The 13496-nt window shown below is 70.0% G+C and carries 10 protein-coding genes; 4 read left to right on the top strand and 6 right to left on the bottom strand.

What is annotated here, in order from left to right; genetic code table 11:
* Nucleotides 1-88 precede the first annotated feature (88 nt).
* Nucleotides 89-709: a TetR/AcrR family transcriptional regulator gene (locus ACWGIS_RS16225; protein ID WP_453363053.1), complete on the top strand. Its 621-nt coding sequence runs from the start codon at nucleotides 89-91 to the stop codon at nucleotides 707-709.
* A 235-nt stretch (nucleotides 710-944) separates the two neighbouring features.
* Nucleotides 945-1943, top strand: coding sequence for a DUF3068 domain-containing protein (locus ACWGIS_RS16220; protein WP_453363052.1), 999 nt, complete (start codon nucleotides 945-947; stop codon nucleotides 1941-1943).
* A 181-nt stretch (nucleotides 1944-2124) separates the two neighbouring features.
* Here the strand turns inward: ACWGIS_RS16220 and ACWGIS_RS16215 are convergent, their stop codons facing one another.
* From ACWGIS_RS16215 to ACWGIS_RS16205, 3 genes are all read right to left on the bottom strand, one after another.
* A complete protein-coding gene (locus ACWGIS_RS16215) occupies nucleotides 2125-3060 on the bottom strand; it encodes a hypothetical protein (protein WP_453363051.1) in 936 nt (311 codons plus the stop codon).
* Between the two features lie 59 nt (nucleotides 3061-3119).
* Complete coding sequence (locus ACWGIS_RS16210) at nucleotides 3120-3446, bottom strand: DUF3253 domain-containing protein (RefSeq protein ID WP_453363050.1); 327 nt, start codon at nucleotides 3444-3446, stop codon at nucleotides 3120-3122.
* Between the two features lie 182 nt (nucleotides 3447-3628).
* Complete coding sequence (locus ACWGIS_RS16205) at nucleotides 3629-4420, bottom strand: LppX_LprAFG lipoprotein (protein WP_453363049.1); 792 nt, start codon at nucleotides 4418-4420, stop codon at nucleotides 3629-3631.
* Between the two features lie 450 nt (nucleotides 4421-4870).
* Here ACWGIS_RS16205 and ACWGIS_RS16200 point away from each other — a divergent pair, with 450 nt between their 5' ends.
* Complete coding sequence (locus tag ACWGIS_RS16200) at nucleotides 4871-5404, top strand: MarR family winged helix-turn-helix transcriptional regulator (RefSeq protein WP_453363048.1); 534 nt, start codon at nucleotides 4871-4873, stop codon at nucleotides 5402-5404.
* A gap of 233 nt (nucleotides 5405-5637) precedes the next feature.
* On the opposite strand, the gene ACWGIS_RS16195 is transcribed toward ACWGIS_RS16200, so the two are convergent.
* Together ACWGIS_RS16195 and ACWGIS_RS16190 are read right to left on the bottom strand one after the other, a co-directional pair.
* Entirely contained in the window at nucleotides 5638-6378 is a 741-nt protein-coding gene (locus tag ACWGIS_RS16195; RefSeq protein WP_453363047.1) for a DUF4142 domain-containing protein, read from the bottom strand.
* Nucleotides 6379-6853: 475 nt separating this feature from the next.
* A complete protein-coding gene (locus ACWGIS_RS16190; RefSeq protein ID WP_453363046.1) occupies nucleotides 6854-7486 on the bottom strand; it encodes a DUF2461 family protein in 633 nt (210 codons plus the stop codon).
* A gap of 461 nt (nucleotides 7487-7947) precedes the next feature.
* On the opposite strand from ACWGIS_RS16190, the gene ACWGIS_RS16185 reads away from it, so the two are divergent.
* On the top strand, nucleotides 7948-8478 hold the full coding sequence (locus ACWGIS_RS16185; RefSeq protein ID WP_453363045.1) for a hypothetical protein: 531 nt from the start codon (nucleotides 7948-7950) through the stop codon (nucleotides 8476-8478).
* 77 nt (nucleotides 8479-8555) lie between these two features.
* On the opposite strand, the gene ACWGIS_RS16180 is transcribed toward ACWGIS_RS16185, so the two are convergent.
* On the bottom strand, nucleotides 8556-13436 hold the full coding sequence (locus tag ACWGIS_RS16180; RefSeq protein WP_453363044.1) for a DNA repair ATPase: 4881 nt from the start codon (nucleotides 13434-13436) through the stop codon (nucleotides 8556-8558).
* Between the last annotated feature and the right edge of the window lie 60 nt (nucleotides 13437-13496).

The following is a 13496-nucleotide window of genomic DNA, read 5'->3' as shown; positions in this document are numbered from 1 at the left end:
ACGGGGCCGTTCCGTCTCGCACCTCGGGCGGAACGTACACCCGGCCACAACGGAACGCAACCGTTCCGTCCAGTGCTAATCTCCCGCAGTGGAACCGACCAGCCGCAACGACGTCGACCGCAGGCCCACGGGCTCCGCGGTCCTGCGCGAGGCCGTGACCGAGACGATCAGACGGGCGGTGTTCGAGGAACTGGCCGAGACCGGGTTCGCCCGGATGTCGATGGAGGCCGTGACCCGCCGGGCCCGCGTCGGCAAGGCGGCCCTGTACCGGCGTTGGCCCGCCAAGGAGGCCATGGTGGTGGAGCTGGTCTCCGAGGCGGCGGCGGCACACCTCCCCGCGACCGCCGGCTCCGGTTCCCTGCACGACGACGTCGAACGCTTCGTCCGGGACACCGTGGCCGACCTGCGCCATCCGCTCGTCGGCCGGATCATCCCGGATCTCCTGGCGGAGTCCGCCCGCAATCCCTCGCTGAGCGCCGCACTCCACGACGCGGTGCTGGCGCCCCGGCGCGCCGCCGTGGCAGCCCTGATCCGCCAGGCGATCGCACGGGGCGAACTGCCGGAGGACATCGACATGGGCCTGGCCGTCGACCTGTTCGGCGCCCCGCTGTACTTCAGGGTCCTGGCGGTCGGCGGCCCCACCGACGACGCCTACATCGGCCGTGTCACCCGCGCGGTCCTCGCGGCGCTGGCGGCGGCGGGCGGCTGACTGCGGGACCGCCGCCGCCCGAGGGCCGCCAAGGACGAGCGCCAGCCGCGGAGTTGTGTCCCCGCCACCGCCACAGTCCACCGTTGTACGCACCGATCGCGGCCGCTCGCTTGTCACTCCGGTGCGTAGACGCGGGACCGGCGGCGGGTCTACTGTCCCCCGCCAACACCTGTGCGCGCTGTCCTCACGTCGTCGCGCCGCCCGCGGGCCGGGCGGCCCAGTCCTGGAGTGCCGGATGCGCCGCACCGCCCTGCCCCGGTCGTTCTCGCTGTCCCTGCTCGGTCTCGGAGTCTTCCTGCTCGTCCTCGCGGCGATGCTCGTCTGGTACGTCAGACCGCACGCCGCCGCGAACCCCCTCGACGTCGACGTGACCGCCGTCTACACCGGCACCGGAAGCGTCTTCGACACCGACGCGGCCCGGACCGTCCCTGACCAAAGGATCACGGTGACGCAGCGCGTCCGGGGCGACGTAGCGGCCGGCGAGCGCAGCGGTACGGCGGTCTGGGACGTGGTCACGACGGTCGACACGGACGACTCCCTCCCCGCCGCCGACCCACACGACGCCCTGGAGTTCGTCACCGGGCGGTGGGTGACGGACCGCAGGACGAACAAGCCCGTGCACTGCTGCGGGGAGAAGGGCCACCACGAGGGCGAGGCCTACCTGAAGTTCCCCTTCGACGTGCGGAAGCGGGCCTACCGCTGGTGGGACAACACCCTCGGCGCCACCGTCGTACTCCATTACCGGGGCACTGAAGAGATCCATGGCTACCGGGGGTACGTCTTCACGGGCACCGTCCCGGCGACGGAGACCGGCACGCGACTGGTACCCGGGGCCCTGGTCGGACGCCCGTACAGCGGGGAGGTCCTCGCCGAGGAGTGGTACGCCAACCACGGCATACGTCTGGTCGTCGACCAGTGCACGGGCCGATCGCTCTACGCCCGGACCGGCCCCCGCCGCACACTCCGCGCCCCCGGCGGAACACGTGACGCCGTCGTCCTCCTGGACAGCACCGACCTGACCTTCACCGAGGCCACCCAGAAGTCCCAGGTGAGCCAGGCGAGGAAAGAGAGCGGCCAGCTACACCTGCTGGGCCACACTGCCCCGCTCACCGCGGCGGCGACAGGCTTCGTCCTCACGACAACAGGCTCCGCCCTGCTGACGCGACGCCGCCCGGGAGGTCACACGACGAAGAGGTCGTCCTCACGCAGTCTGCGAGGCGGCACCAGCACGTGAGTCCGTGGGTTGAGCCTCAGGTGAGGACCTGCGACGACGAACATCGACGCTTGTCCATCGCATGAAGCGCCCTCCACCACCGCCGTCGCCTCCGTCCCGTCACCGGTAAAGAACACCCGCCCCAGAGGCGACAACCCCGTGATCGGCGGAGTCGACAGGATCCTGCTGTGCCACCGGCACCTCAAGGCCGCAGCAGGCTGACCGCACCCGTCGCCGCTGTCCGGCCGCCCGCGGAGACGAGGAAGCGGATCCCTCCGGGCTCCGAGGCCACCTCGATCTCGGTGCCGCGCGTCGGAACCGGGGCGTGCAGGTCCCCTCGCAGCCCGACGACAGCCGCGGCCGTGTATCCACTCCGCAGGAGCGCCGCCTGCCGTCCCGCCTCCATCAAGGCGGGCACGGGCAGCGTGCCGTTCCGGCCGCCGATGAGGAGCGGGTGGCAAGGGTCGCGCGGCGCGATCACCAGCCGGCCCCGCGGAGCACGGGCGAGCATCACGTCGGCGTCGGTGGCCGCCCCGACGGCGGGCGCGGCGGGGTACAGCAGCGCGGGAGAGCCGTCCGCGCCGTCGAGGCTCACCGCTTCGGAGCCCGGACGGGTAAGACGCATGCTGCACGATCCGAACGGGGTACCCGCGTGCACGAACTCCGCGGTGACGCGGTACGCGGTGAGCGCCCCGTCCTCCGACGCGAGATCGCTCACCACCAACCGGGCCGAGACGTCGGTGGCACCGCCCTCCTCGGTGGGCCACAGCCGCGGGTCGAGCCCCAGGCTCACCGAGACGGGTTGCAGCGGTGCCCCGTCCGCCCCGGTGATGTCCGCTGCCAGCGCCACGGCCAGTTGACGGGTGGACTCGGCCATGATCAGCGGGTGATGGGCCACGGCTGTCAGGCAACGCTCGTTGAGCGGGTGGAGGCGCGGCCACTGGCACCGGGCCGCGAAGCAGCGGCTGCCCAGCCGCCGCAGTGACACCACCAGCAGGGACGCCATGGTCTCCAGTTGGAGCGTGCGCCAGGTGAGCGGCACGTGCCGCGTGCCGTGCTCCGGCGTGGGGCCGTCTCGGGACACCGTGTCCGCCCGAAGGCCGTGGTCGGAGGGCCAGTCCACTGCCACAGCATGCATATGCGCCTCCCGCACATGAGGGACAGCGGCCGTCGACCGTGTGTTTGCCCCTTCCACGGTCACTTCAGGCCGTCGACCGTCCACGGATGCACCCCGCGGGCGAAAACGCCCATTTCGCCCGCCTGGCCCTGGGCTCGTCCGACGCCGGGGCTCCCTTCACAGCACGTACCGGCGCTGACACGGCGCAGGTCAGTGGACACGCCGGATTGGGATCGGTCTCCGGCCCGGGCCGGAGTGGCGCGGCAGCCGCCCAGCGCGATCTCCACCTCGCCGACCGTCACGAGTCGCCAGGCAGCGCGGTGGGCCGGTGTCATGAGCTCGCGCCAGCCGTCGTCGTACGCGGCCCGAGCGGCGTCCGAGGGGCAGATCTCGTCGCGGTCAGGCACGGTGTTCCAGCAGTTCCAGGCTCGTGCATGCCGGACGCCGCTTCACAACCGGTTCGCAACCCGCCCACCGGGTTTCCACGAGAGGCGAGCCACTGTGGACACCCGCCCGGCGGCAGGGCGGCCACGCCGACGTGGGCACGTAGGGGCGGGCGTCGGGACGGGACGTGGCTCCCGCCCGGACGTCACCCGTTCAGGACGCCGGTGGCACTGCGCATCGGGAACGTCTCGTCGGCCTTCGGGACGCTGACGCGGACCGGCTTGCCGAAGTCCGAGATCCGCATGGTGACGCTCACGTCGGCCCCCGACATGTTGACGGTTGTCCGAGCCTGGACCAGACGGCCGTCGCCGTCGACCCACGCGTCGGCGAAGACGGGCAAGTCGCTGCCCAGCATGTCCCGTGCCCGGTCCGTCTTCTTCCGGACGTCCTCGGCCATCCGGCTCGTGAGCGCGCTGTGTTCGAGGATGCCGCGGTAGTGGGTGGCGCGCTGGCCCCGGATGCTCTCCGTGCCCTCTCTGGACACCTTGCGCATCGCGGAGATCTGGCCGAGGAAGTGTTCGGGATCATTGAGCGGGGCCCGGAGCAGGTAGTGCGCCTCGGCCTTGCCCCGCGGCATCACGCCCCAGGTCTTTTGGTTCGCGGCCGGCTGGCTGACAAAGATCCGGCCGTCCGCGAACACCTCGTCGCTGTGGCTGACGGCGCCACCCGGGAAGTCCACTGCGAGCTTCCCGCGGTCCCTCGCCAGATCGAAGTCGCCCTTGACGGTGAGGACGTACTCGCTCTCCCCGTCCGAGATCCTGACGCTCTCGTCGATGCGCGCCGTCTTCTTGCCCACCGCCGTGACCGCCGCACGGACCGCCGCGCGGTACTCGGTGGCCGACGAGGCGGGCACGCCCGCGTGACCGTTGTCGGCGCCTGCGGACGAACAGCCCGCACACAGCAGCACGACGGCGACGGGCAATAGTGGACGGCGCATTCGTGATCTCCCGGGGTCAGGCAAGGAACGGCGCGACGGGGCCGCCACTGACTGGGCGCGTCCTTCGTGTCTCGAAGAAGACAGACGCCGGCACACTCGAACACCCCGCCCCGGCTCGGGGATGGATCATATAAGCCGCCCACACCCCCGTGCGATCGCGAGTTGCGGGCCGAGCGCTCCCCGCCGCGATTGCCGTCACCGCGCAGCGAAGCCACACGACGGTACCCGTAACCCTCGATAAGCCTTCCGTCGTTCCATCAGGACCGCTTGTGCGGCACAGGCTCCGCCGCCTGCTCCACCGGCACCTCTGGTCCGGGCGGCCCGAGCCTCAGTCCCTGCACGTCGCAGGAGGCCCCACGCCGATGCCGCCCGGACATCATCAACCGCGGAAACGAGCATCCGTTTCCGTCAGGTGGATGGGGAGCGTCTTCGGCACGATAGAAATGACGTATGCCGGAGCGCGAAACCCCTGCGGGGACCATGGACGATGTTGACGCTGTCACGCGGGCGGTCCTCACCGCGTCACGGCTGCTGGTCGCCGTATCCGCCCGCTCGCTGGCCGAAGTCGAGGAGCGGGTGACACTCCCGCAGTTCCGGATGCTGGTCGTGTTGTCCACACGCGGCAACACGAAGCTGGTGACCCTTGCCGACCTCCTCAAGGTGGCACCGTCCACCGCCATGCGCATGGTCGACCGGCTCATCACAGCCGGGCTGGCCGACCGCCAGACCAACCCGGACAACCGGCGCGAAACCCTTCTGCAGCTCACGACGGAAGGGCGCCGCACCGTCGAAGCGGTCACCGCTCGGCGCCGAGCCGAGATCGCCGCCATCGTGGAACGCCTCGACCCACCGCAGCGCGCCGCCCTCATCGATGCGCTCACCGCCTTCAACGAGGCAGGAGGAGAACCGCCGGCGCCGGCGGCGGACGATCCGGAACACCCGCTCGGCTGGGTGACGGACGTGGCAGCCTCGCAGGAATCCTGACTGCCTTTCGGCTGAACTCGGTTTTCCCCGTGCTCGACCGCACCTGGCACGTCCTGTTCCACTCCGAATGCCGCCCCCCGGCCTCAGCCACTCGACGGCCGCAGGGGCGAAGCCGACGGTGCGCTCGCCTCGCCGGATGCGTGCGGGATTGCTCCAGGCCCACTCGCCCGCACCGCCCCTGGTGCCCTTGCTACTGGTCCGACTCAATTTCGAGCGCACGAGCCCTTGGGTGATCAGCTGTTCGTCGGAGACGGCGCCGGGGGCGCCGTGTGCACGTCCAGGTCCGGACGGGGCTTGAGGACCAGCACCGGTGACCCCGGCTGGGGAGCCGGCGGAGTCACGTCGTCCTTGGGCAACTTCGGCGGCGCGGTCTGCTGGAAGTTGACCTGGTCGAAGTTGACGAGGCCGGTCTTCTCCAGCACGGTGATGTGGTCCAGAACAGTGTCGTTGGCGAGGTCGGCCAGTTGGCGCACCAGGGTGTTCTGGGTGCTTGCCCGGATCTTGGCGATGGCCGGGAAGATCTGTCCGTGAGTGACGCGCATGATGTTGACGGCGGTGGAGTCGAATTCCCTTCCGCTCTTGGAGTCAACGGTGGCCACGAACTGCTGCTGCTGCGGCGTCGCTTGGTTGGGAAGGGTGAGGTTCAGCTCGGGGGCGATCTTGCGGCACAGTTCGTCCAGGCCTGCATGCCCGACGATCAGATGTGCGCCGGCCTCCCTCATCGCCGGCGTCGTGCCCCGCTGCATCGCCATCTCGCCCAGGGGGTACTCCCACAGGCCGGCCGAACGGACTTTGACCACGAAGTCGCGGTCGGCCTCGGTGAGCGGCCCGTAACGCGTGTTGGCGATGTTTCGCGACGAGGAGGCCGTCGTGTTCTCCACCCCGAGCATTGCGGGATACACCAGGGCGGCGAGGGTCAGACTCAGCGCCCCTCCTACGAAGGCGGTTCCTATCCAATTACGTGAAATGGGCATGCGGCCTCCAGCGACGGGCGATCCGGTACACCGACAAGTACGGTCCCACCCGGCCGAATTATCATTGCCCTAGGTAAAATTTGCACACTGCCATGTATCGCGGGTGACGTACGGCGCGGGTGCCCATCACCTTGCGGTGGGCCATCGTCGCCCGGTACCTGGCCCCTGCGCTGCACACCTCCCCGCTCACCAGGCCGAGAACGACGACATGAGCGCCGCCCCGGACATCACCCTCGCACTACACGACAGGCCTCGACCTGGCCGCGGGCGCCGCGCGCTGAGGGCCTCGCCCCCTTCGGTCACCATGCGACCCGCTGTCATCGACGCCCGACGACGCAGCGCGCCCGGACGGTCCTCGAACCGCCCGGGCGCAAGTGGCTTCCGTCGCGCGGCGTCCTTGCTGCCACGTGCATCCCGGGCGGGCTTTGGCGGCACGGGCGTGGCGCCTCCATTGCCGCGCGCACCCCGCATGACGTCAGGTGCCGCGCTTCACGTGGCGGACCAGCCACATCAACAGGGCGTCCAGATCGGCGGCGGCGGAGAGGACCCGGTCGACTGCCTCGGGGGTGTGCAGCCACTCCTCGCAGCCGAGAGGACGGGCGGCGATGAGCGAACGGTGGCGCAGCAGGTCGGCACGGGAGTGATGCGCCGGGTAGCCGCGCGGGGGGCGCTTCATCACGTCCCCGGAGATGTCGTAACCCTTCCTTCGCACGTCCTCGACGATGGCGGACAGTTCCCGCCCGCTCCCCTCCGCAGCCACCGCCTTGCGGAACATGTCCACCTGGCCGGGATCGGGGTACCACCAGGCGCCCTGGATACGCAGGCCCTCCAGCGAGAACCGGAGGCCGATCTCGATCTTCCGACCGAGCCGGATGACCGCGCCCTGGTGCTGCCACCACCAGGAGTCGGTGCGGTAGTGCCAGACCGAGAAGTCCTCGTATCGAGGATCGGTGTCCGCGACCTCATTGAGCAGAGCGATCATCGGCTGCCGGACGAGGCGTTCGCGATCCGCACGACAGCGCTCGCGGGTCGCCTGGGTCGGTTCGCCCTGAAGCTGCCACAACACGTCCATGGCCTGCTCCGGCCAGCCGGTGAACTGTCCGCACATACGGGCAGGTTAGCCCAGCATGGTGTCCGCACGCGGAGAGTGAGACGGGTAGTGCGCCTTGCCTCGGACCGAGTGAAGCGGGGAGCTGGTGAGGTTCTTCGCGCTGCGTCGGACGGCTCCGAACCTGCTGGCGGAGTTGCCCGAGTTGCCCGGACCTCGGCTCATGGTACGAACCGCCGCGGCGCCACAGCAGACACGCCGCGTGCGTTAACCGTCGTGTCCGCGACGCGTACGGACGGGGGGACGACCGCACGGTGCCGGCACGCTCATCGGCCGTCGCCCCTCGCGTCGTCTCCTCGCCCTCACCTACGACCGGCCGCACTCTCGCCGGAGTGCTGGTGGCTTCCATCCCCTCCGGAAAGGGCATGGCCGGGACGGGCGCGATATCGGGCAAGGATGCGCATGCCTGGCTGCTTCGCCCCACACAGAGGTGATCCAGCCCAGCTCGATACTCTCGCTGGATGAGCGCAGGCGATCGTCACGACCCGATCCTTGTCCCCCGACGGGTGATGCCCGGCTACGTGTACAACGCGAGGAACCCCGTGGGACGCGCACTCATCGTGCTGACCACCGTGGCGCTGGTCGGCTTCCTTTACTACATCTTCGACAGTTCGCGATGGAGCGAAGGCGAGTGGCGGGACGCCGTCAACGAGGCGGCCGACACCTTGGAAGCGAAGCCGTACACGCTCAACGGCTACACCCGCTACGAGGATCTGATCGAAGAGGCCGTTCAAGCCACGAGAGAGGGCCCCGAGCACTCCCTCATCCGCGTGGAGGCGATCACGGACTCCAGTGCGACCGCGGGAAAAGCCGCGGGCACGGGCCAAGGACCTGACACCTACGTGATCAGCACGGATGACGTCGACATCATCTACTGCATGCGCGTGTCCCCTCCGCAGCCAGCGACGACCATGTCGACCAGGGTCGTCACACTGAGCGTGCAGCTGAGCAAGGGCGATACGGACGCGGCGGAGCCGTGTCGCGCCCCATGAGTGAGGATTCAACTCCGTTACCTGGTCGACGTCCTGGCGACAGCGTCGAGAGCCGATGCGGGCGTCGGCTGGACGACTTACTCCCCGTACGGTCGGACGGCGTGGCGGGGCGTCGAGTCGACGACGGTGTGGCGCGGGTCGGAGGCGCGGGTGATGGCCGCCTCTACGGCGGCGATCCGGTCCGCGAGGAGCCCGAGGGCGCCGATCGCGCGAGTGAGCTGGTCGCTGTCCGGTCCTCCCAGCGCCTGGGTGCGGACATGGGCCGCTTTGACAGCGGTCCAGCGGAGAGCCTGCGCGGGGGTGAGTGTGCCGCGCAGCTCGGCCAGCTTCAGCAGGTTGGCCTCGGCTGCGGTCGTCAGGGTTTGGGCCTCGGCGGTGTAGTGGTCGTCGATCAGCGCGGACAGTTCGGTGTCGTTCATGACCGGCTGGATGCGTTGGGCGATCTTGTTCATGTTGCGGTAGGAGCCCTGAAGTCGGAAAGGCGGTTCCGTGCGCGTGATGTCGGACTGGGCTGCCGAGGCGATGTAGGCGCTGTTCACCGCCATGACGGTCTCGCGTGCCGTCAACAGGTGACGCAGCACGGTCACGATCTGTTCCCGTTCGGCGGGAGCGTAGGGGTAGGTGAGCTGGTCGGCGCGGACCGTCGGGTTGCCGTGGGCGAGCTGGATCAACAGGTCGAGGTCGGCCCGGTCGCGGCCGGCGAGCGGGGCCAGGACCGGGTTCGCGGTGAGTGCGTTCTCGATGAAGCTGAGCGCGAAGGCGTCCTGCTTCCCGGTCAGGATCTCGCCGAGGTTCCATACGTCGGCGCGGTTGGCGAGCATGTCGGGGATGCGGAAGCGGGTGCCGGATTCGGTGTAGGGGTTGGCGGCCATGCAGACCGCAAAGCGTTTGCCGCGCAGGTCGTAGGTGCGGGGTTCGTTGTGGTGCACGCCTTCCATGCGGCGGGTGGTGTCGCACAGGGGGATGAACTTCTGGAGCAGTTCGGACGAGGTGTGCTGGATGTCGTCGAGGTACAGCAGGGTGTTGTTGCCGGCCTCCAGCGCGAAATTGATCTTTTCGACTTCGCGGCGGGCGGTGGCGTCGGGGGCTTGCGCAGGGTCGAGGGAGGTGAGCATGTGGCCCAGCGCCGGGCCGCTGACCTTCACCAGGATCAGGCCGAGGCGCTCGGCGACGTATTCCACGAGGGTTGTCTTGCCGTAGCCGGGTGGGGAGATGAGCAGGAGCAGTCCGCCCGTGTCGGTGTTGGAGGCGCCGGTGGTGCCGATTTGCTTGGCGAGGCTGTCGCCGATCAGCGGGAGGTACACCTCGTCGATGAGTCTGCTGCGTACGAACGTGGACATGACCCGCGGCCTGAACTCGTCCAAGTGCAGACGGGTGTGTTCGGCGGCCAGAAACTCGGCGCGGCGGCGCTGGTGGGCGCGGTGCCCTGGGGCGTCGTGCGTGCGGAAGGTGCGGGTACGGGTGAGGAATTCGTCGATGCGGACCGGCAGGGAGCCGGCGGTGATGCGGGGGTGGGTGCCGAGCAGTCCTGTGACTGTTGCGGTCAGCGGAGCATCGGCGTCATAGCGGGGTAGGTCGGGCGAGAGCTCGGCTGCCGCCGCTTCGGCCAGGTCACCCGGGGTCGCCTCCGTGCCGGTGGAGGCGGTGTAGGAGGACAGCCATGCGTGGACCAGTTGCTCGCGTGCGCTGAGGTCGTCGAGTGAGGCGAGGTCGCCGTCGTAGGCGGCCGTGTCGATGGTGCGGCGGAATTTTTCGAGCAGGGTGCGGGTGCTCACGCCGAGGGCGAAGCCGTCGGGGCCGGTGGTCAGTTCCTCGAAGAGGTAGACGGCGGCGCCTGTGGCGTCCGGGCCGGTCATCGCCTCGGCGAGTTCTGCTTGCAGTTCGGTGATTGCACGGGTCAGGCCGAAGGTGTCGCGGGCGCGCGCCAGCGACAGTGCGCGGCGGGTCCAGTCTTCCCGCGCTCTCGTCGTTGTGTCGTGGGCCCAGAACATCTGGGCCGTGGCGCGGGCGGCGGGTTCGTGGCGCAGTACGCCTGCGCGTTCGTGCAAGGGCAGCAGTGCGGTGAGGATCAGGGTCGCGTCGTGGTCGTGGACGCCGCGCTCGAACCCCTCGTCGTAGGCCGCCTGAGCGGCCTGCTGTACGAGGGCGGGCAGGTCGCTCCCCTGCAGCGCTGTAGGGCCGTGTTCGTCCAGTAGTCGGGCTGCCAGGTGTTCGGCGCGGTAGACGTCGGGGGATTCGCTGGGCAGGAGGCGGTCCCAGTGGAGGCGGGTGGCGGTGAGGCCGGGGTCGGTGACGGGCGAGCGGTAGTCGGTGCCGGTGACAGCGACGGCGAGGCCGTCGCCGTGCGGGACCAGCGTCAGGGCCGGGGGCTGGGTGTTGACGGCGAAGTGATGGGTGCCAAGACGCAGCGTACGGCCGTCGTTCGTGTACAGATCGGTGCGGTCGCGCAGGGCGCGCAGGGCCTCCTGGCGGGCGGCGGTGAGACGGCCCTGGAGCTCCTCCGCTCGAACCTGCTCGTTCAGTTCGCGCAGTTCGTCGGCGATGCGGCGGATGCCGGCGGGCAGCGGGTCCGAGGTGAAGTAGGTGGTGACGGCGTCGGTGTCGGTGAGGGTGGTGGCTCGACGGGTGACGGTGCGCAGGATGCGGGCGGCTGAGTCGGCGAGGCGTGCGGCGCGGCGTTCGCGGTCGTCGGCGAGCATGTGTTTGCGGGCCGCGAACGCCTCCTGGACCTCCTCACGCTTGTCCGCCAGTTCGCTGAGGAAGTCCTCGTGCTCGGTGAAGCGGGACTCCAGGTTCTCCAGTTGGAGGAGCATCCGGGCGAGCTGGTCGTCGCAGGCCTCAGGGCTGTCCGTGCCGGCGAGTGCACCGGTGACGGTCTGGCCGAACAGGGCGAATTCGGCGGCGAACTCGGCGCGTCCCTCGCTGTCCCGCAGTGCGCGGCGACGGCGGTCGAGAAGAGCGCGCGTCCGGTTGATGCCGCCGAGCACTTCGGCGATCCGCTGCAGGACGGTGGTGCGGATGGTGGCATCGCCGACGTCGAACCCGGCGAGGATTTCGGTGACGGTGCCCAGTCCGTCCGCCAGTTCCTCGATGCGGGCGAGGAGCGGCGCGGCCTGGGCGACGGTGGTGATGTGCTCGGCGTCGGCGGCGAGCCGTTCGATGTCGGCGTGGTGGCCGGCGAAGGCGTCCTCGCGGGCGAGGTGAGCGACGGCTCGCTGCCCGAAGGAGGCGAGGTCGCGCTCCATCTCGGCGGCCAGCGCGTCGATGCGGTCGGTGTCGGCGTACCGCATGTCCTTGAGGGCGAGCAGATGCCCCATGGCATGGCGGAGTTCGCGCAGGCCGGTCACCCATTCGATGGCACTGTGGGGGGCCTGTCCGCGCAGGCGCCGGACGACTGGTGCGGCCCGGTCAGTGGCCTCGGCGAGCGTGTCCGCGGCCTGACGAGTGAGGGCTTCGACGGCCTCGAACTGCGCCAACACCTGTTCGGCGGTGACCCGCAGTTGGTTCAGCGGTGTGCCCAGGTCACCGAGTTCGGGCTCGGCCAGCCAGTGATAGGCGTCGGCGGTGCGGACGCAGGAGGCCGCAAGCGCCCGGTACAGCTCGCTCGTGGGGCCGCTCCGGGTGGCGGAGTGGGTGAGGGACAGACAGTCCGAGATGCCGCGTACGAGATCGGCGTTGCCGATGCGGGCGAGGGGGCCGGTGCCGGTGGGCCGCAAGCCGGCGTGGGTGTCGGAGACGTAGGGGGAGGTCCAGAACTGCAGGGGGTGCACGCGCTGCGGTTCGTCGCCCTCGGTGCGCAGGACGGCGAGGTGGCCGTCGTCGAAGAGCGCCCAGCCGTGGCAGGAGAGCGGAGTGGCGGCCTCCTTGCGGATCACGTTGTAGGGCAGCAGCAGACTGCGGCCTTGCGCGCGGGCGTGGAAGGCGAAGAGGACGTCCTCGCCGTTGGGCGAGCGGATGACCCGTTCGAACTCCCAGGCTGCCGTGTCGAGGGCGGCGGCACGGTGGTCGAAGGTCTTGTACGCGCCCGTGGCCAGGCAGTAGCCGCCTGGGAAGACGATGCCCTGGTCCTCGGGCAGCCGTCGGCACGCCTGCCCGATGCCGTCCAGGCGGACCACCGATCGTGTGATCGTGTTGAACACCAGGTAGCGGTCGGTGTCCTCCTTGTAGGGGCGGACGCGGAGCACGATGAGGACGCCCACGCGGGCGTAGGCGATGTCGGCGTCGGCGAGGGACTGCAGCGGCTCGTCGACCGGCTCGGTGTGGATGTCGGCGCCGCTGTCGGCGGCGTGGTCGGCCCAGACGGTGAGGGTGCCTTCGAGGGTGGAGAGGAAGACCTCGCCTTCGATGGAGACGTGCGGGTGACGGCCGAGGACGTGGTGCTCGCGGGTGGTGTGCGTCCAGTCGAAGTCGTGGGCGGGAGGCAGGACGTGGTCGCGGTCTCCGCGTGCGTCCAAGAACGTCAGGGTGCTTTCGGCGGTCACCGCCCAGCGCAGAACGCGGATGTCCGCGGCCTGCTTCCCGGTCCGGAAGACGGCCAGGAGTCTGCCTTCGGTCCGGCGTAGCTGCAGGAGGCGGGCGTCACGGTAGTAGCGGTACAGGGCCTTGAATTCCCGGACGAAGGCAGGATCGTCGAGGAGGCCGGGAACGGCGCCGTGAGGCAGCGGGTTCAGGTCGCGGTCGTAGAGCGCGAAGACCTCACCGATGCTCGTCTCGGGCCCTCGGCCGGGCACGGGATTGTGGCCGACGAGCAGGGTGTCCCCGACGCAGACGGTGTCTTGGGGCAGGCAGCTGTGCTCGGTGTGCAGTTGCGCGGTGGCGACCAGCTCCAGATGCGTGGCACCGAACTCCTGGACGCGGCGGGCGTTCAGCGTCTCGGCGCGGCGCGCGAGTTCGGCGGCCTGGGCGGTGAGGCGGTCGCGGAGCACCTCGTAGGTGCCGGTGTCCCAGCCGGTGGTCATGACGGCCCTTTCGAAGAAGGAGGGAGCGCGGTCTGCAGCCGCCGTCCCCTGTGCGGCGGC

Source organism: Streptomyces sp. NPDC054842, assembly GCF_053611025.1.
This window is presented reverse-complemented; position numbering and strand designations above follow the sequence as displayed.

Bases quoted from the DNA above. Each gene is read 5' to 3' on its own strand.
- ACWGIS_RS16220 (WP_453363052.1), top strand. From the start codon at position 945: ATGCGCCGCACCGCCCTGCCCCGGTCGTTCTCGCTGTCCCTGCTCGGT.
- ACWGIS_RS16215 (WP_453363051.1), bottom strand. From the start codon at position 3,060: ATGCATGCTGTGGCAGTGGACTGGCCCTCCGACCACGGCCTTCGGGCG.
- ACWGIS_RS16205 (WP_453363049.1), bottom strand. From the start codon at position 4,420: ATGCGCCGTCCACTATTGCCCGTCGCCGTCGTGCTGCTGTGTGCGGGC.
- ACWGIS_RS16200 (WP_453363048.1), top strand. From the start codon at position 4,871: ATGCCGGAGCGCGAAACCCCTGCGGGGACCATGGACGATGTTGACGCT.
- ACWGIS_RS16195 (WP_453363047.1), bottom strand. From the start codon at position 6,378: ATGCCCATTTCACGTAATTGGATAGGAACCGCCTTCGTAGGAGGGGCG.
- ACWGIS_RS16190 (WP_453363046.1), bottom strand. From the start codon at position 7,486: ATGTGCGGACAGTTCACCGGCTGGCCGGAGCAGGCCATGGACGTGTTG.
- ACWGIS_RS16185 (WP_453363045.1), top strand. From the start codon at position 7,948: ATGAGCGCAGGCGATCGTCACGACCCGATCCTTGTCCCCCGACGGGTG.
- ACWGIS_RS16180 (WP_453363044.1), bottom strand. From the start codon at position 13,436: ATGACCACCGGCTGGGACACCGGCACCTACGAGGTGCTCCGCGACCGC.